The sequence below is a fragment of the Paenibacillus sp. 01T431 genome, assembly GCF_056398625.1.
On the sequence record NZ_JBFTPT010000005.1, the window covers coordinates 411,565 to 429,468 of the forward strand.

Consider the following 17,904-nt stretch of genomic DNA (forward strand, 5'->3'; position numbering starts at 1 on the left):
TCATACAAACGAGGAGGGATGGGCCAGATGCTCGTCAAGTACAAACTGATCCTTCAGTTATATTATTATCGTGTCATGTTTTTATTCGGATTAAAAAGTGAAGAAATTTATTATATTGGTGGCAGTGAGGCATTACCGCCTCCCCTAACACGTGAAGAGGAAGAATATTTGCTGGAAAAACTGCCTACCGGCGATACGGCTATTCGCGCAATGCTAATCGAACGTAATTTAAGGCTAGTCGTATACATCGCTCGTAAGTTTGAGAATACCGGCATTCATATTGAAGATCTCGTATCAATCGGCGCGATCGGTCTAATTAAGGCGGTTAACACGTTTGATCCTGAGAAAAAGATTAAGCTGGCCACCTACGCCTCGCGTTGTATTGAAAATGAAATATTGATGTACCTGCGCCGCAATAGTAAGACGCGCACCGAAGTGTCCTTTGATGAACCGCTTAACATCGACTGGGATGGAAATGAACTGCTTCTATCGGATGTTCTCGGAACGGAGAATGATACGATTTACCGTAACATTGAAGAGCAGGTAGATCGCAAGCTGCTTCACAAAGCGCTTGATAAATTGTCAGAGCGTGAACGGATTATTATGGAGCTTCGCTTCGGTCTTGCCGACGGCGAGGAAAAAACACAAAAGGATGTTGCTGATCTTCTTGGCATTTCACAGTCCTATATTTCACGCCTTGAGAAGCGAATTATTAAAAGACTTCGTAAAGAATTTAACAAAATGGTTTAGATCCCGCATCCTGCTTGCAGTTGTCGAACGATGTCGCAATAGGAATAAAAAGGACTCCTGAGGAGATAATGTACATTAATGTTTCTCCTTGGGAGGTAATCACGTTGACCCGAAATAAAGTCGAGATCTGTGGAGTGGATACCGCGAAACTGCCTGTCCTTAATAATGTCGAAATGAGAGAATTGTTTACGGCATTACAAACCCGTAATGAGTGGGCAGCAAGAGAGAAATTAGTTAACGGTAATCTGCGGCTAGTGCTTAGCGTTATACAACGGTTTAACAATAGGGGAGAGTTTGTAGACGACTTATTCCAGGTCGGATGCATTGGACTTATGAAGGCGATAGATAATTTCGACCTTAGCCAAAATGTCAAATTTTCCACCTATGCCGTACCGATGATTATCGGGGAAATACGCCGTTACTTGCGTGACAACAACCCTATACGCGTATCGCGCAGCTTGCGAGACATTGCCTACAAGGCGCTTCAAGTTAGGGATAGCTTGACGAACAAAAATTCACGCGAACCGACGATTTTTGAAATATCGGAAGCTTTAAATGTTCCGAAGGAAGATGTCGTATTCGCACTGGACGCCATTCAAGATCCTGTTTCATTGTTTGAACCGATCTACCATGACGGCGGCGATCCTATTTATGTTATGGACCAAATTAGTGACGAACGAAACAAAGATGTATCGTGGATCGAGGAAATCGCGCTTCGGGAAGCTATGCATAAGCTGAACGACCGTGAAAAAATGATTTTGTCGATGCGCTTTTTCGAAGGCAAGACGCAAATGGAGGTAGCCGATGAAATCGGCATTTCACAGGCACAGGTATCTCGTTTGGAAAAGTCGGCTATTCAGCAAATGCAAAAGCATGTAAAAACATAAAAAAACGGTGCCGAGAGGCACCGTTTTTTTTGTTTATGTGATTTATTGAAGGGGACTAACCAATAATCATTAACCAAAAAGATAGGAAACTGATGATCAGACAAAGCGGAGAGTAAACATACGTATCCATTCGTGCAAAATGCGTGTTTCGAATCGTTTTGAATAACCCGACTGCACGAAACTCACCAACTGCTCTAGCCAAAAAAACAATAGCAAGTGCCCAGGCTGCAATGGAGGGCAGTGATGCTGGTCCGATGACAGGGATAATATCTGCAAACATGAGAATGAATGCGGCGCCCGCAAAGAAAAGTACTGCAACAGCTGCCGTTCCAATTGGACGAGGTTTAAAAAGAGGCTGAGATGTGTAATTCTTTGTCGGGACAGCAATGGAGATTCCATGCCGACCGCCTAACACCCAATATACATGTATCACGCCGATGACGAACAACACCGCACTAATGAGCGCTGCTAATAACGATTGCATCACATATCCCTCCGTGTCATGTATGATTTTTTTCAATAAACGGCATGAGCAGGTCAATCTGCTTCTTGGTTTCTTCCGGATTGAGAGTACGATGTTTATTTCGTTCGTACCATCCCAAGTAATAACTGTATAAGAGTTCAGTTGTATTCTTTGCCTCATCTTCTAATAATTCGCACGCAATGAGCAAGCCGCTCATATAATCCAAGCGCTGCTGCTCAATTTGCTGAAGCAGCTCGGCATACGCAGGCGATGTCGTTCCTAATTTTCGGAAATGATAAATAAAATCTTTTCCTTCTATCGTGCTGAACATGACGCTGAGCAGCTGGTATACCTTTTGCTTTGGTTCTAATGAATCATACTGCTGAATATGAGCGATGATTGATGTGGTTGTTTGTTCATGCCAGTAATGAATAATACGATCCACATACAAAATACGATTTTTAAAATACCAATAAAAGCTGGTTTTACTGCTGTTTAACTGCTTAGCGAGCTGTTCGATAACGAGAGCTTCGACACCCCCTTCAGCAAATTTTTGCAGTCCAAGCTTGATCCAATCGAGTTCCGTTGCGACGATTTTTGGCATGATATGCTCCTTATTCGATCCTCTGATATTCTTTTATTGTACGCTATCGTACATAAAAATCAAATTTTGAAATAAGAGGCTCCTTTTCTTGATAAGAAGGACATTTTGGGCGATTTCCACATATAATTATAGGAGAGACAAACGGGTGATCACTCTACTTGAAAAGTGGTGAGCGGAAATGAAAATATCTGATTTTCAGACAAAGGACGTTATTAATATTGTGGACGGAAAAAAGCTGGGTCAAATAACGGATTTGGAGCTTGATCTGCGGCAAGGTCGGATCGATTCTATTGTGGTGCCGCAGTATACTAAGTTTTTGGGGATGTTTGGCGGTGGCGGCACGGAAGTCGTTATTCCATGGCGCAATATTGTGAAAATTGGGGCAGATGTTGTGCTCGTTCGAATGGATGACACGAAACAGCTTCGTTCCGAGGAAGAAGATTTGCACGCTCGCTCATAAAACGCTAAACTGTGACTATACCAGCAAAGCAGATTTGCTTTGCAAACCTTAGCAAATGCTTACGAAGTAGGTTTGCTCTGCAAACCTAAGCTTATGCTTACGAAGTAGGTTTGCTTCGCAAACCTTTAATAGAGGTGAACAAATGGAAGCTTTTAAACATAATCAATCAGCGAAGGGACCTTCGCTTTTTTTATTGTCTGAATGGGAATCACGTTATGATCGTTTGAACGCGGGGTTTACAGGACGTCAAGGCGGGGTTAGCGAAGGACACTTTTCATCGTTAAACATGGGCTTGCACGTCAAGGATCAAGATGCCGCGGTTATATCAAATAGGCGATTGCTGACCGATGCTATCGGCTGGCCTTTTGAAGCATGGACTTGTGCTGAACAGGTGCATGGGAACCGGGTATGGCAAGTGACTGAAGCAGATAAAGGCAAGGGTAGAAATAGTCTGGACGATGTGCTGAGGGATTGTGATGCTATCATGACTAACGTCCCTGGGGTGCTGCTGACTTCTTTTTACGCAGATTGTGTCCCATTGTATTTCTATGATCCAGAGCATGATGCGGTGGCGCTTGCCCATGCCGGTTGGAAGGGAACCGTCCAGCAGATCGCTATTGAAACGGTACGAGCAATGGAGCAAGCATATGGAACCGACCCTAAAGCGCTTGTGGCAGCGATAGGGCCTTCTATAGGAGGCTGCTGCTATGAGGTGGATGGTCCAGTCATAGAGCAAGTACAGGCGCTTTTGACTGATCTGAGCTTGACGCCAGAAGAAGCGGAATCAATGCTTAAGCAAACCGAGGATGGCAAAGCGAACTTAGACTTGAAAGAAATAAACCGACAGATTATGATAAAAGCAGGAATTTTGCCGATACGTATCGAATTAACAGAGTGGTGCACTGGATGCAGACGGGATTTGTTTTTTTCTCATCGCAAAGAAGGTGGCTTAACCGGCCGAATGGCCAGTTGGATCGGCATTCGGGAGAGGTGAAACATGTCATTCACATTAGAGAATAGAATTGAGCTTGTGGAAGAGCGAATTAAGAAAGCCTGCGAGCGTGCCGGGCGCAGCAGAGATGAAGTTCAAATTATTGCTGTTACGAAATATGTTTCTTTAGATACTACGAAGGCTGCCCTAGGGCAAGGCTTGCTTCATTTGGGTGAAAATCGCTGGCAGGACGCGCAGGCGAAGTGGGAAGCGATAAGCGGCAGTGACGATCTAGCAGCAGAGGATCAGCCTATCTGGCATTTTATCGGTTCATTGCAAACGAATAAGGTGAAGGACGTCATTGGGAAGTTTACATACATGCATTCGTTGGACAGGCTATCGCTTGCTGAAGCCATAAATAAGCGTGCTTCCCAGCTAGGTATTATCGTTCCTTGCTTTATTCAAGTAAATGTATCTGGGGAAGATTCCAAGCAAGGCATTAATCCAGACGAGCTCTTTCCCTTTGTGGAGCAGCTTGCTAAGTTTAATTCGATCAAGCCAATTGGTTTGATGACGATGGCTCCTTATGAAGCCGAACCAGAGCAAACGAGACCCGTCTTTAGAGCATTGCGAGAGCTGAGGGATGAATTAGAGCGGCGCTCGGAACATCCAAACACCATCACCCAGTTATCAATGGGCATGTCGAATGATTTTGAGGTTGCCATCGAAGAAGGAGCGACATGGATTCGCCTTGGTACGATATTAGTAGGGAAAGAGGAGGAATAGGGATGAGCGTCATGAACCGCTTTATGAGTTTTCTTGGCTTGCAAGATGAAGAAGAAGTTGTAGAGAGAGAACGTGTTGTACAGCAGGAAGAACAAGAAGCTGAAACTTCTCCCTTCGAGGCACGTAAAAACACGAAGAGCAATAATGTCGTCAGCATTCATTCACAGAAGAATGTCCGGGTAGTACTTAGCGAGCCAAGGTCTTATGATGAAGCGCAAGAAATTGCTGATCATTTGCGTTCACGCCGTGCAGTAATCGTGAATCTTCAACGTGTTCGCAGCGATCTTGCTGTTCGAATTGTTGATTTTCTAAGCGGTACCGTGTACGCTTTAGGCGGAAGCATCTCTAAGCTAGGACCCAATATTTTTCTTTGTACGCCGGATTCAGTCGAAATTCAAGGTGCTATAACGGAAATGCTGGCGGAGGAGAACGACTACAACAAAATGAGGTGACCTTGAGTTAATGGATGAAGTTTATAGTATTGTGATGCTGGTACAAAAAATTTACACGTTTATGATCATTGGTTATGTGCTGCTATCTTGGTTGCCTAACGCTCGTGAAAGCTTTATCGGCGTATTTCTAGGTAAGCTGGTTGAGCCATACTTAGGTATTTTCAGAAAGTTTATTCCGCCAATCGGAGGCATGCTGGATCTTTCGCCAATCCTTGCCGTGTTCGCTTTGCAATTTGTAGCTTATGGCCTGATTGCAGTAATCGGATTTTTTATTTGATTAAAGGAATGAGTTTATATGAAACAAGGAATATACGATCATTTCCATCCCGATGAGAAACCTTTCGTAGATCGGGCGGAGGAATGGATAGAGCGGTCCGCACAGCAGCATGAGCTGAAGCGGACCGATTTTTTAGACCCAAGACAAGCACAAATATTGACTATTTTGGCAAATCGCAACCCTGATGTTAATGTCCGGTTTGACGGCGGTTATGATCAAGCTGAGCGTAGACGAGCCATTATAGGTCCAGATTATCGAAATTTGGATGACGAAAATGCTGGCATATCTGTTCTTGTAGTTAATGGACCGGGACAAGCCCAGATGGAATTAGATCATGGTGATTTTTTAGGAGCACTGCTTGGACTTGGTATAAAACGTGACCGAATTGGTGACATACATGTGCATGAGCATTTTTGTCATATCATTGTTATGGATGAAATTGCGGATTACTTGAATATCCATCTGAGACAGGTTCATCGGATTAATGTGCTGACAGACGTACTTCCACTATCTGAGCTTCAGACGGCTTTGGTTAAGCTGGAGGAAATGAGTTTGTCAGTTGCTTCTATGCGATTGGATGGGATTGCGAGCGATGTTTATCGCATAAGCAGATCCAAAATCGTTGATCCGATTCGGGCAGGAAGATGCAGGGTGAATTGGAAATCGGAAGAAGACCCATCCGAGCAGCTTCGAGCGGGTGACGTTGTGTCATTCAAAGGACTTGGCCGATTTAAAGTACTAGAGGTGGATGGCGTGACAAAAAAAGGCAGAATTCGAGTAAAGATCGGCAAATTTATTTGAATGATTGCAGGAATTTTCCTGTAGTTGTCGAATTATTCTCATCAAATCGTGTATTTTCGGTTACGAATGTTCCAAATACCATAAGGAGGTGCCCCAATGCCGTTATCGCCATTGGACATACATAACAAAGAGTTTGGTCGGAGATTACGTGGCTACGATGAGGATGAAGTTAATGAATTTCTAGATCAGGTCATCAAAGACTATGAATCGCTCATTCGTGAAAATAAAGAAATGCAAAACCAAGTATTAGGCTTGCAGGAAAGATTGAATCATTTTACGAATATCGAAGAAACGCTTAGCAAAACGATTATAGTTGCACAAGAAGCAGCCGATGAAGTAAGAAACAACGCGAAGAAAGAAGCACAGTTGATCATTAAGGAATCAGAGAAAAACGCTGATCGAATTATCAATGATTCACTTGCCAAGTCTCGCAAGGTTTCTCTTGAGGTGGAAGAGCTTAAAAAACAAGCTTCCGTATACCGTGCTCGTTTCCGTACACTTGTAGAAGCTCAGCTTGAACTGCTTTCGGTAGATGGTTGGGATACGCTGGAGCCGCATGTAAGACAAACCGAGCATGAATTGACTCGCGGCTAGTTTTTTTATAAACAGGCGAAATGCCATTTGACATTTGGCCTGTTGTTACGCTATAACTAATAGTAATTAATTGATGATCTAAACTTCGTTGATGAGAACAAGTACGTTTTGAGTTCACTCCTCAGAGAGCCGGCGGCAGCTGAAAGCCCGGTGTGTGAGCTATTGCGGAATATCCTCTCTGAGAAGCGGTGCTGAACCTGCGTATGCAGCAGTAAGTGCTGACGGCTGTCCCCCGTTACAGGGAACGCGAATATTATGTTCGCGACTAAGGTGCCGCATGAAGCACAGCTGAACGTAGCTGTCTGCTCTCATTGACTTGTTGCTGGATTTCAGCAGCAGTGCGGAACAAGGGTGGTAACGCGACTAAGCCTCGTCCCTTCTCATAGGGATGAGGCTTTATTTTTGTTTAAATTAGGAGGCTGAAGCGATGCAACGCGTAGACGTTAAGGAACGTGCCCGCACCCGTGAGCTGCGAGTGCTGGAGCAATGGAAAACAGATGAAACGTTTAAAAAATCAATAGCAAACCGGGAAGGCAAGCCGAATTTTGTATTTTATGAAGGGCCGCCTACCGCTAATGGAGCACCACATATCGGTCATGTACTTGGCCGCGTAATTAAAGATTTTATTTGCCGCTACAAAACAATGGCAGGATACCGTGTTATCCGTAAAGCAGGATGGGATACGCATGGTCTACCGGTTGAGCTTGGAGTTGAGAAGCAGCTAGGCATCTCCGGCAAGCAGGAAATCGAAGAATACGGTGTAGAGAAGTTTGTGAAAAAATGCAAAGACAGCGTATTTGAATATGAGAAGCAGTGGCGTGAGCTGACAGAAGGCATCGCGTATTGGACGGATTTAGACAATCCATATATCACGCTTAAAAACGAGTACATCGAGAGTGTATGGCATATTTTATCGTCAATCCACGGAAAAGGTCTGCTGTACCGCGGTCATCGCGTAAGTCCTTATTGTCCGGATTGTCAAACGACGCTTAGCTCACACGAGGTTGCTCAAGGTTATGAGGATGTTAAGGATTTAAGCGCAACAGCGAAGTTTAAGCTAGTGGAGTCGGGAGAATTCGTTCTCGCTTGGACAACTACGCCGTGGACGCTTCCTGCAAATGTGGCGTTAGCCGTAAATCCGGAGCTTGATTATATCCGTGCTTCCAAAAACGGTGAAGTGTATATCGTTGCTCAAAATCTAGCGGAGAGCGTTCTTAAAGAAGATTATGAATTTCTATCCGTATTGAAAGGCGCTGAACTTGTTGGTCTTAGCTACGAGCCGCCATTCCAATACGTTGCCCTAGAAAAAGGCCACGTCGTTATTGCAGGCGATTTCGTTAGCGACACTAGCGGTACGGGTATCGTTCATATCGCGCCAGCACATGGTGAGGATGACTACCGAGTTTCACGCGACAACGGAATCAGCATGCTGAGTGTTGTTGATTTGGCTGGTCGCTATACGTCAGAGGTTACTGACTTTGCAGGACGTTTCGTGAAAGACGCTGAGCTTGATATTGACATCGTCAAGAACCTTAGTGAACGCGGTCTTCTTTACTCGAAGGAGCGCTACGAGCATAGCTATCCATTCTGCTGGCGCTGCAAAACGCCGCTCATCTACTATGCGATGGAAAGCTGGTTTATTAAAACAACAGCGGTTAAGGATCAGTTGATCGCCAACAACAACAGCGTTGATTGGTATCCTGGCCACATCCGTGAAGGACGCTTTGGTAAGTTTCTGGAGGATTTGGTGGATTGGAACATCAGCCGCAACCGTTATTGGGGCACGCCGCTTAACGTTTGGGTCTGCGATGTAACAGGCAAAGAGTATTCACCAAGCAGTATTGCTGATCTGCGTGCGATGGCGATTGGCGATGTGCCAGAAGACATTGAGCTTCATAAACCGTATGTGGATGATATTAAACTGAAATCACCTTTCGCTGAGGGTGCTGAAATGACGCGTACACCTGAAGTTATCGATGTATGGTTCGACAGCGGTTCGATGCCGTTCGCTCAGCATCATCATCCGTTTGAGAATGAGCAGCAATTCGCAGAGCAATATCCAGCAGACATTATCTGTGAGGGTATTGACCAAACGCGCGGCTGGTTCTACAGCTTGCTTGCAGTTTCTACACTGTATAATGGCAAAGCGCCATATAAAGCGGTTATCTCAACTGGCCATATTTTGGATGAGAACGGGCAAAAGATGTCCAAATCTAAGGGCAATGTAATTGACCCTTGGGAAATCATCAACGAATATGGAACGGACGCTTTCCGCTGGGCATTGCTTGCAGACAGCGCGCCATGGAACAGCAAACGCTTCTCACGCGGCATTGTTGGCGAAGCGAAATCGAAAGTCATTGATACCATCGTAAATACACATGCGTTTTTCGCGTTATATGCTTCAATCGATGGCTTTGACTACACAGCGCATGAAGAGATCAAATCAGACAACAAGCTGGATCGCTGGATCATTTCACGTCTGAACAGCTTGATTAATACAGTGAACAAGGGTCTTGAAGTAAATGATTTCCTAAATCCAGCTAAATCGATTGAGGTTTTCGTTGACGAGCTGAGCAACTGGTATATCCGCCGTTCACGTGATCGTTTCTGGGGAAGCGGGCTTACAGATGATAAATTAGCCGCTTATCAAACTTTGCGCAGCGTATTGCTTACCCTCTCGCGTCTGATCGCTCCTTATGCACCTTTGCTTGCAGAGGATGTATTCGGAAACCTTGGCGGAGCAGGCAGCGTTCATTTGGCTGATTATCCGAAAGCGGATGAAACGCTTATTGATGAGACGTTGGAGCGCGATATGGAAAGTGCAAAACAAATCGTTGAGCTTGCTCGCAACGTTCGGAACGAAACGGGAATCAAAACGCGCCAGCCTTTGTCGGAGCTAATCGTATCGCTTGATCGTGATTTCAACGTAGCAGACTACGAGGATATCGTGAAGGATGAAATAAATGTAAAAGCTATTACCGTACAAAATTCAGACAGTGGATTTGTTGACTTCACCCTTAAGCTGAATCTTAAAATTGCCGGTAAAAAATACGGTAAAAACGTTGGACCTATTCAAGGTCAGCTAAAAGGACTATCAGCAGAACAGACTCGAAACATCGTAAATGGCGGAAGCTTCCACTTCACAAGTGCAGAAGGCGAACAGCTGTCGATCACTGTTGATGAGCTGTTGGTTGAGAAGCAAGCGAAGTCAGGTTTCGCATCTGCATCTGGCAACGGTGTTACTGTAGCGCTGAATACGGATATCACAGCTGAGCTTGAGCAAGAGGGCTGGGTTCGTGAAGTGATTCGCGCCGTTCAGGATACACGCAAAAAGCTCGATCTGCCAATTGAGAAGCGCATCGATCTTGTACTTGATGTTGACGCAGAGCTCAAAGCGGCGCTGGATGCGTTCGCACAAGTGCTTCAAGACAACGTGCTTGTTCAAACCGTTACTTATGGTGATGAGCCGGGGATGGAGAAAGTTGTGCTTGGCGAAAAAGAAATAGGGATTTTCATCCGCGGATAAGGTTATAGTATAAAGGAAATTAACAAGCGAAAAAAACGAGGCCGTCGCCTTCCGACAGCTGCAGCAAACGACTGAATGGTCGCGATGCTTGCAATGTCCGGCAGGTCAGGCCTCGTTTTATTGTTTGACAAAGGGGATGCCTCGTATGAATACAAATAACCCGGAACAGCCGAAAAATTTGAACGAGTTACAAACTTCGTTAAGCAAGCTTGATAAACGACTGCAAACTATTGCTACCGAAATGGAACATACCCAAATAGCGGACTACATTGATCTGTTAAACAGACCATGGACAATGATTTGGAAAAACCTGCTGGCTGGTACAGCCAGAGGTGTAGGAATCGCGATTGGCTTTACCTTTTTTGCTGCGACCATTCTTTATGTTCTGCGTATATTAGGAGCGTTAAACTTACCGATAATCGGCGACTATATTGCAGACATTGTCCGAATTGTCCAAATCCAGCTCGAAGGAAAAGTTTATTGATTATAAGCGTTGATCCTCAAGATCAGCTTCTAATCCATGATCGCCTTCGTCTGACTCCAAGTAATTTTTATACTCTCGGTTGCGGATGACGGACACATGACGCCCTGTAATGTCGGTTGCAAGAAAGCTTTCAATGGATTCAACGAAGCCGTCATTCTCGAAAGCTTCAATGCCTACATGCTCATAATCGGCAACATCTCGATTCTCGGATGTGGCAGGTGAATCCGCATTGCCCCATTGCTCAACAATTTGCCAAGCATCCTCGCCATCAAAACCGTTGTAGGAATCATGCTCATCCATGCTGGTTCGACCAAATGGAGGTTCGAGAAATAATTCTTCAACCGGCCTGCGCAGGGATAAATGTTGTCTTGGCGCATGTTCAATGCAATAAAGCGTATCGGGTACGGCATCCAAACGCTCAAGCGGGATAGGTTCATTGCATGTTTTACAAATGCCGTATGTTCCATCAGCAATCGCGGTTAGCGCTGCCTCAATGCGATTCAGATGCAATTCCTCTTGTTCATGAAGGGCTACATCTTTCTCGCGTTCATAAAGCTCAGTAGCGACATCACCTGGATGATTATCGATTGTGGATAGTTCTCCGGTAGTGTCACGCAACGAATTCGCTAAGCCATAATGATCGTTTTCTGAGAAACGTCTTTCAATTTCGCGCTGCTCGTCCAACAATCTGGCTTGCAGCAGCTGAATATGAGCAGTGTTTGGCTTTGTCATTTTGAGCACCCTCCTTAGCAGGGAACATAATTGCAGTATTAGCTTTTGCTGAAATACGGTTTTTCAGTATGGTCTTCAATGGAAGAACAGCAGGCGGGTGCTGGCTCTTATTTAGCTCCGTATGCTACAATTGATTAGCAAACTTTCAGAAATGCGCTGGCTTTTCACATCTAGCCTGAAGTGCTTTTGAATGGAAACGCTGCTTTACAAAAAATTAGGAGTGATTCGATGCGTTTTTATTATTACTGGGTAGCGGTATTAGTGTTAGTCCTTGATTTTGTAACAAAGAAATTAATTGAGACAAAATTGGAGATCGGGGATCAAATTAGCATTATCGGTAATTTTTTTCTCATCACTTCGCATCGAAATCGCGGTGCTGCATTTGGCATCTTGCAAGAGCAAAGACTGTTTTTTATCATTATTACCGTTATCATTGTTTTGGGTATCATTTGGTACATACAGGCATCGAGAAAATCAGCTAAGCCTTGGTTGCTAGTAGGACTCGGACTAGTTCTTGGCGGCGCAATTGGCAACTTTCTCGATCGCGCGCGTTATGGTGAGGTTGTTGACTTTCTGCAGTTTAACTTCGGCAGCTATGGCTTCCCAATATTCAACGTAGCGGATTCAGCGATTGTCTGTGGTGTAGCATTAATTCTAATTGACACCTTGTTATCGGCTAGAGATGACAAGAAACGTTTGCAAAATGGAGAGGACAAGGATCAAAACAATCATGAGCAGCAACCTGTATAATGAAGAACCGTTGGAATGGATCGTAGAGGCGGAGCAATCCGGCGAACGAGTAGACAAGTTTGTAACAGACAGTATTGACGATCAAGGCGTATCCCGAACCCAGGTTCAGGAATGGATCAAAGCAGGGGCCGTTCAGGTCGATGACAAAGTGGCAAAAGCGAATCTGAAGGTAGCAGAGGGCAATCGTGTCGTTCTGATTATCCCAGAGCCTGAAGAGGCCGCCATTGTCCCTGAGAACATTCCGCTTGAAGTTATCTATGAGGATTCAGACTTGATTGTTATTAATAAAAAGCGCGGTATGGTCGTTCATCCTGCACCTGGTCATTCTTCAGGCACGCTTGTTAATGCGCTGATGTATCACTGCAAGGACTTGTCCGGCATTAACGGCATGATCCGTCCGGGCATTGTTCACCGCATAGATAAGGATACAACAGGTTTGTTGATGGCTGCCAAAAACGATCTGGCGCATATCTCGCTTGCTGAGCAGCTTAAGGAGCATACGGTAACGCGGAAATATATCGCACTTGTGCACGGCAATTTGCCGCATGACCAAGGTACAATTGATGCGCCTATCGGACGTGACCTGAATGACAGGAAGCTGTTTACGGTAACCGAGCACAATAGCAGACATGCAGTAACACATTTTCACGTATTGGAGCGCTTAGGCGATTACACGATTGTAGAGCTTCAGCTAGAGACGGGACGTACCCATCAAATTCGTGTGCATATGAAATATATCGGTCATCCGCTTGCAGGAGATCCGGTTTACGGCCGCAACAAAACTGTAGCCTTAAAAGGACAAGCTTTGCATGCTACGCTGCTTGGCTTTACACATCCGCGCAGCGGCGATCGGCTGGAGTTCGAAATGCCTTTGCCGGCAGACTTCGAATATGTATTAAGCAGCTTGCGTTCAAGGTAATAGTGCAATAGTGCAAACTTTTCACCACATTATTCATTATTTCAAGCACATAAGTACGTTATTCTAATCAATAACAACTGAAGTAAATGAATATAAGGATAGGTGACGTGAAATGACTTCCATTAACCAAAATTACTTGGAGCTGCAAGGCAGCTACTTGTTTTCTGAAATTGCAAAACGCCGTACTAAATTCATTCAAGAAAATCCAAATGCTGAAATTATCAGCTTAGGAATTGGTGATGTTACGCTCGGTTTGCCGGATTCGGTTCTGAATGCTATGCACAGTGCAGTGGACGAGCTTGCAGCTCCAGGTTCATTCCGTGGATACGGACCTGAGCAAGGCTACGATTTTCTAATAAATGCAATTATCGAAAATGACTATAAAGCACGCGGCATTGACATTGCAACAAATGAAGTGTTTGTAAGTGATGGTTCCAAATGCGATGTCGGCAATATACAAGAAATTTTCAGCGAGAACAGTATCGTTGCGGTACAAGATCCGGTTTATCCAGTCTACGTCGATACGAACGTCATGGCTGGCCGCTCAGGCAAATACAATCAAGATACAAAGCGCTATGAGAACATTGCGTATTTGGAGTGTACAGCTGAAAATGATTTCAAGCCTAGCCTTCCTGATCGTAAAGTAGACATTATTTACTTGTGCTATCCGAACAATCCAACTGGCATGACGCTTACGAAAGAAGAGCTTAAAGTATGGGTTGACTATGCGAAAGCAAACAACTGCATCATTCTTTATGACTCCGCATACGAAGCATTTATTCAGGAAGAAGATGTTCCGCACAGCATTTACGAAATCGAAGGCGCGCGTGAAGTAGCCATCGAATTCCGCAGCTTCTCCAAAACAGCAGGTTTTACTGGTGTTCGCTGTGCATACACAGTTGTGCCGCGTGAGCTGAAAGGTCTTGACGCTTCAGGCAATGAAGTGTTGATCAATGATTTGTGGAATCGCCGCCATACGACGAAGTTTAACGGCGTATCATACGTTACACAACGTGGAGCAGCTGCTATCTATTCAGAAGAGGGCAAAGCGCAAATCAAATCTTTGGTTGACTACTACATGAAAAATGCAGCAATTATCCGTGACGGCCTTGCGTCCATCGGTCTAGAGGTATTTGGCGGAGTAAACGCTCCTTATATTTGGCTGAAAACACCGAACGGCATGGATTCATGGTCATTCTTCGATAAGCTTCTTACAGAAGCAAACATCGTTGGAACGCCAGGTGTAGGCTTCGGTCAAAGCGGTCAAGGCTATTTCCGCCTTACAGCATTCGGAAGCCTTGAGAATACTCAAAAAGCAGTTGAAAGAATTCGTAAATTAAGCCTGTAACAAATAATCGCTATCCTTGCATAGTTTATCAGGATTGGTCCACACTAAGTTGAAGCGGAAATAATCGTTTTTACTTGACATCTTTTGTCGAACGTGGGATAATTCCTATGATATACATCAGTACCTTTAACTCAGTCCAGAGAGGCTGGCAAGGTAGCGTGAATAACAGGTCTATAGAAGAGAGGAATAGGACAGCTTTATGCACTGCTTTCTGTGACGAGAGCTCTGCTTGCTTGCACCTATCTCTTTAAGCCTTATCACAAGCTCCTTGCGAAATTCGCAAGGAGCTTTTTGTCGCAACCTGGCAGTTTTGGACGGTTATGGAAGGAGTCAGCGGAAATGACGGAAGAAGAGCATTTAGTCATCATGGATGAAACGGCGATTCGCCGCGCATTAACGCGAATTGCTCATGAAATTGTGGAGAAGAACAAGGGAATCGATAACTGTGTGATTGTAGGCATTCGCACAAGAGGGATCTACCTTGCTCGGCGAATTGCAGAGCGCATCGGTGAAATTGAAGGAAAGCCTGTTCCTGTGAGCGAGCTTGATATTACTCAATACCGTGATGATCGAAAAGCAATCATATCTGCAGACATGGAAATAGCAGCAGCAATTGGCGATACCGACGGCATACCCTTTACGGTTCAAGACAAACGCATTATTTTGTTCGATGACGTATTGTACACGGGCCGCACGATTCGCGCTGCAATGGACGCGCTTATGGATTGCGGAAGGCCGCAAAGCATTCAGCTCGCCGTCCTTGTAGACAGAGGACATCGCGAACTGCCGATTCGACCAGATTTTGTAGGCAAGAACGTCCCAAGCTCTAAGCAAGAGCAAATCGATGTGGCTCTTACCGAAATCGATCAAATCGACCAAGTGACCATTATTAATCAGAGGGGGCAAGCCGGATGACCATCACACAGCTTAAACAACGGAGTTTGCTCGGATTAAAAGATTTAAGCCAAGAAGAGATTGAATCGATACTAGATCGTGCTGCTTATTGGGAGAATCATTCAAACAAAGTGCACACGACGATGCAAGGCAGATTTGCAGCCAATATGTTTTTCGAGAACAGCACGCGTACTCGCTTTTCATTCGAAGTAGCAGAGAAACGACTAGGTACAGAAGTGCTGAATTTCTCCGCTGCGGTTTCAAGTGTACAAAAGGGCGAGTCAATCTACGATACTGTACGCACACTTGAATCAATGGGAATTGACGTTGGCATCATTCGCTTAAAGCCAATCGGCGTTCTTGCAGAACTAGCAACGAAGATCAAGGTGCCGCTTATCAATGCCGGCGATGGCAATAACGAGCACCCGACACAAGCGCTGCTGGATATGTACACGATGCGCAAGCATTTTGGACAACTCAAAGGCTTAACGGTCTCGATCGTTGGAGATGTGCTGCATAGCCGCGTTGCAAGATCGAATCTATGGGCTTTGCAAAAATTCGGAGTTAATGTGAACTTTTGCTCACCGCCAAATATGCAAGCCTCTGAACTTGACGTCTCGTATGTCTCTATAGATGAAGCATTAAAATCAGATGTTGTCATGATGCTGCGCGTCCAGCTGGAACGCCATGAAAGCGGAATGTTGAACTCTGCTGAAAGTTACCGCGAGCATTACGGCTTGACGGTAGAGAGAGCCAGCAAGCTGGCTAATCACGCGATCATTATGCATCCTGCTCCAATCAACCGCAACGTAGAAATAGACGATGAACTGGTTGAGCATCCACAATCTCGTATTTTCCCGCAAATGGAAAACGGGGTTCCTATCCGCATGGCGGTAGTAGAGCGTGCGCTCAGCTAATTTTAGCAACATAGATCTAAATCCGGAGGGTGAAACGACAATGTCATTATGGATTATAAACGGTAACGTATGGAATGAAACTTCGGGCAGCTTAGAAAGTAAGCATATTCGGATTGAAAATAACAAGATCGAAGCTATTATAGACGGTTCCGAATCAGTAGATACAGGAAGCGCAGAAGTCGTTGATGCAAAGGGCAAGCTGGTATCGCCAGGCTTTATCGATATGCACGTTCATTTGCGCGATCCGGGCTTTGAATATAAAGAAGATATCGCAACAGGCACACGCTCTGCTGCAAAAGGCGGATTCACAACGATTGCATGTATGCCCAACACTCGCCCTGTAACGGATACTGCTGAAACGGTAAGCTACATTGCGAACAAGGCGGCTCAAGTCGGCGTTGTCAAAGTATTGCCATACGCATCCATCACTAAAAACGAGCTTGGCCGTGAGTTGACGGACTTTGCTTCATTAAAAGAAGCGGGTGCAATTGGCTTTACGGATGATGGTGTAGGTGTCCAGAACGCGCAAATGATGAAAAACGCGATGGCGCTTGCTCATTCCATGGATATGCCGATCATCGCTCACTGCGAAGATGATTCATTGGTTGAAGGCGCTTGGGCATCGGAAGGCGAGTTTTCCCGCAAGCACGGCTTGAAAGCTATCCCAAATGAATCCGAAGCGATTCATGTAGGCAGAGACGTACTATTGGCGGAAGCGACGGGCGTTCATTATCATGTATGCCACGTTAGTACTGAACAATCGGTACGGTTAATTCGCCTAGCTAAGCAAATCGGAGTTCGCGTTACTGCTGAGGTTTGCCCGCATCACTTGCTGCTGTCTGATGAGGATATTCCGGGCCTTGATGATGCGAATTGGAAAATGAATCCTCCGCTTCGTACGCCGCGTGACGTTCAAGCGGTTATCGAAGCGATTGAAGACGGAACGATCGATATGGTCGTTACGGATCATGCACCGCATAGCGCGGAAGAGAAAGCGCGCGGCGTTCAACTTGCACCTTTTGGCATCGTTGGCTTCGAGACAGCTTTCCCGCTCTTGTACACAAAATTTGTTCAAACCGGCAAGTGGACGCTTGGCTTCCTACTTCAGCGCATGACTGCGGATCCGGCACGTGTTTTCCGGCTTCCAACGGGGCGTTTAGAGCAAGGCGCTCCTGCTGATATTACAATCGTTGATTTGGATAACGAGCGTTCGGTTGATCCGAGCACATTCGCATCCAAAAGCAACAACACGCCATTCGGCGGCTGGAAGCTTAGCGGCTGGCCTGTGACAACGATCGTTGACGGCGCAGTTGTTTGGTCAGAATAAAT

Annotated in this window: 20 protein-coding genes and 1 other annotated feature; of the genes, 17 read left to right on the forward strand and 3 right to left on the reverse strand. The window is 45.2% G+C overall.

From position 1 onward, the window contains the following. Window positions 1–27 precede the first annotated feature (27 nt). Together sigE and sigG are read left to right on the forward strand one after the other, a co-directional pair. Window positions 28–750, forward strand: coding sequence for an RNA polymerase sporulation sigma factor SigE (gene sigE / locus AC1DM9_RS11845; RefSeq protein WP_054027973.1), 723 nt, complete (start codon window positions 28–30; stop codon window positions 748–750). Window positions 751–854: 104 nt separating this feature from the next. Beyond that, window positions 855–1,637, forward strand: coding sequence for an RNA polymerase sporulation sigma factor SigG (gene sigG / locus AC1DM9_RS11850; RefSeq protein ID WP_054027974.1), 783 nt, complete (start codon window positions 855–857; stop codon window positions 1,635–1,637). Between the two features lie 55 nt (window positions 1,638–1,692). On the opposite strand, the gene AC1DM9_RS11855 is transcribed toward sigG, so the two are convergent. After that, window positions 1,693–2,121, reverse strand: a complete 429-nt coding sequence (locus tag AC1DM9_RS11855; RefSeq protein ID WP_477580120.1) for a DUF3995 domain-containing protein — start codon at window positions 2,119–2,121, stop codon at window positions 1,693–1,695. A 16-nt stretch (window positions 2,122–2,137) separates the two neighbouring features. Further along, window positions 2,138–2,704 carry a TetR/AcrR family transcriptional regulator gene (locus AC1DM9_RS11860; RefSeq protein ID WP_477580122.1) on the reverse strand — a complete coding sequence of 189 codons (567 nt, stop codon included), beginning with the start codon at window positions 2,702–2,704 and terminating at the stop codon, window positions 2,138–2,140. A 178-nt stretch (window positions 2,705–2,882) separates the two neighbouring features. On the opposite strand from AC1DM9_RS11860, the gene AC1DM9_RS11865 reads away from it, so the two are divergent. From AC1DM9_RS11865 to AC1DM9_RS11905, 9 genes are all read left to right on the forward strand, one after another. After that, window positions 2,883–3,164 (forward strand): YlmC/YmxH family sporulation protein, encoded by a 282-nt coding sequence (locus tag AC1DM9_RS11865; RefSeq protein ID WP_076268170.1) that lies wholly within the window; start codon window positions 2,883–2,885, stop codon window positions 3,162–3,164. A gap of 142 nt (window positions 3,165–3,306) precedes the next feature. Next, a complete protein-coding gene (pgeF, locus tag AC1DM9_RS11870) occupies window positions 3,307–4,158 on the forward strand; it encodes a peptidoglycan editing factor PgeF (protein ID WP_477550800.1) in 852 nt (283 codons plus the stop codon). 3 nt (window positions 4,159–4,161) lie between these two features. Next, complete coding sequence (locus AC1DM9_RS11875; RefSeq protein WP_430060840.1) at window positions 4,162–4,881, forward strand: YggS family pyridoxal phosphate-dependent enzyme; 720 nt, start codon at window positions 4,162–4,164, stop codon at window positions 4,879–4,881. Between the two features lie 2 nt (window positions 4,882–4,883). Next, on the forward strand, window positions 4,884–5,333 hold the full coding sequence (locus AC1DM9_RS11880) for a cell division protein SepF (RefSeq protein WP_076268173.1): 450 nt from the start codon (window positions 4,884–4,886) through the stop codon (window positions 5,331–5,333). A 10-nt stretch (window positions 5,334–5,343) separates the two neighbouring features. Further along, on the forward strand, window positions 5,344–5,610 hold the full coding sequence (locus AC1DM9_RS11885) for a YggT family protein (RefSeq protein ID WP_054027981.1): 267 nt from the start codon (window positions 5,344–5,346) through the stop codon (window positions 5,608–5,610). Between the two features lie 18 nt (window positions 5,611–5,628). Next, complete coding sequence (locus AC1DM9_RS11890; RefSeq protein ID WP_076268174.1) at window positions 5,629–6,411, forward strand: YlmH family RNA-binding protein; 783 nt, start codon at window positions 5,629–5,631, stop codon at window positions 6,409–6,411. A 96-nt stretch (window positions 6,412–6,507) separates the two neighbouring features. Next, a complete protein-coding gene (locus AC1DM9_RS11895; protein WP_076268175.1) occupies window positions 6,508–7,005 on the forward strand; it encodes a DivIVA domain-containing protein in 498 nt (165 codons plus the stop codon). 79 nt (window positions 7,006–7,084) lie between these two features. After that, window positions 7,085–7,386: a binding site (T-box leader), on the forward strand. A gap of 46 nt (window positions 7,387–7,432) precedes the next feature. Continuing rightward, window positions 7,433–10,531: an isoleucine--tRNA ligase gene (ileS, locus tag AC1DM9_RS11900; RefSeq protein WP_477580123.1), complete on the forward strand. Its 3,099-nt coding sequence runs from the start codon at window positions 7,433–7,435 to the stop codon at window positions 10,529–10,531. Window positions 10,532–10,676: 145 nt separating this feature from the next. Beyond that, complete coding sequence (locus AC1DM9_RS11905; protein ID WP_256710892.1) at window positions 10,677–11,015, forward strand: DUF5665 domain-containing protein; 339 nt, start codon at window positions 10,677–10,679, stop codon at window positions 11,013–11,015. On the opposite strand, the gene AC1DM9_RS11910 is transcribed toward AC1DM9_RS11905, so the two are convergent. Further along, window positions 11,016–11,747, reverse strand: a complete 732-nt coding sequence (locus AC1DM9_RS11910) for a TraR/DksA C4-type zinc finger protein (RefSeq protein ID WP_477550802.1) — start codon at window positions 11,745–11,747, stop codon at window positions 11,016–11,018. It lies immediately after the preceding gene. 228 nt (window positions 11,748–11,975) lie between these two features. Between AC1DM9_RS11910 and lspA the strand changes: the two genes are divergently transcribed. The 6 genes from lspA to AC1DM9_RS11940 all read left to right on the forward strand — a co-directional run bounded on the left by lspA (window position 11,976) and on the right by AC1DM9_RS11940 (window position 17,902). Further along, window positions 11,976–12,497: a signal peptidase II gene (gene lspA, locus AC1DM9_RS11915; protein WP_441909652.1), complete on the forward strand. Its 522-nt coding sequence runs from the start codon at window positions 11,976–11,978 to the stop codon at window positions 12,495–12,497. Further along, entirely contained in the window at window positions 12,478–13,416 is a 939-nt protein-coding gene (locus AC1DM9_RS11920; protein WP_477580125.1) for an RluA family pseudouridine synthase, read from the forward strand. The genes lspA and AC1DM9_RS11920 overlap by 20 nt, the downstream gene beginning before the upstream one ends. A 112-nt stretch (window positions 13,417–13,528) precedes the next feature. Further along, complete coding sequence (locus tag AC1DM9_RS11925) at window positions 13,529–14,764, forward strand: LL-diaminopimelate aminotransferase (RefSeq protein WP_477580127.1); 1,236 nt, start codon at window positions 13,529–13,531, stop codon at window positions 14,762–14,764. A 339-nt stretch (window positions 14,765–15,103) separates the two neighbouring features. Next, a complete protein-coding gene (gene pyrR, locus AC1DM9_RS11930; RefSeq protein WP_441909650.1) occupies window positions 15,104–15,679 on the forward strand; it encodes a bifunctional pyr operon transcriptional regulator/uracil phosphoribosyltransferase PyrR in 576 nt (191 codons plus the stop codon). Next, window positions 15,676–16,575, forward strand: a complete 900-nt coding sequence (locus AC1DM9_RS11935; RefSeq protein WP_076268183.1) for an aspartate carbamoyltransferase catalytic subunit — start codon at window positions 15,676–15,678, stop codon at window positions 16,573–16,575. The genes pyrR and AC1DM9_RS11935 overlap by 4 nt, the downstream gene beginning before the upstream one ends. Window positions 16,576–16,615: 40 nt before the next feature. After that, a complete protein-coding gene (locus AC1DM9_RS11940; RefSeq protein WP_477580129.1) occupies window positions 16,616–17,902 on the forward strand; it encodes a dihydroorotase in 1,287 nt (428 codons plus the stop codon). The last annotated feature ends 2 nt before the right edge of the window (window positions 17,903–17,904 follow it).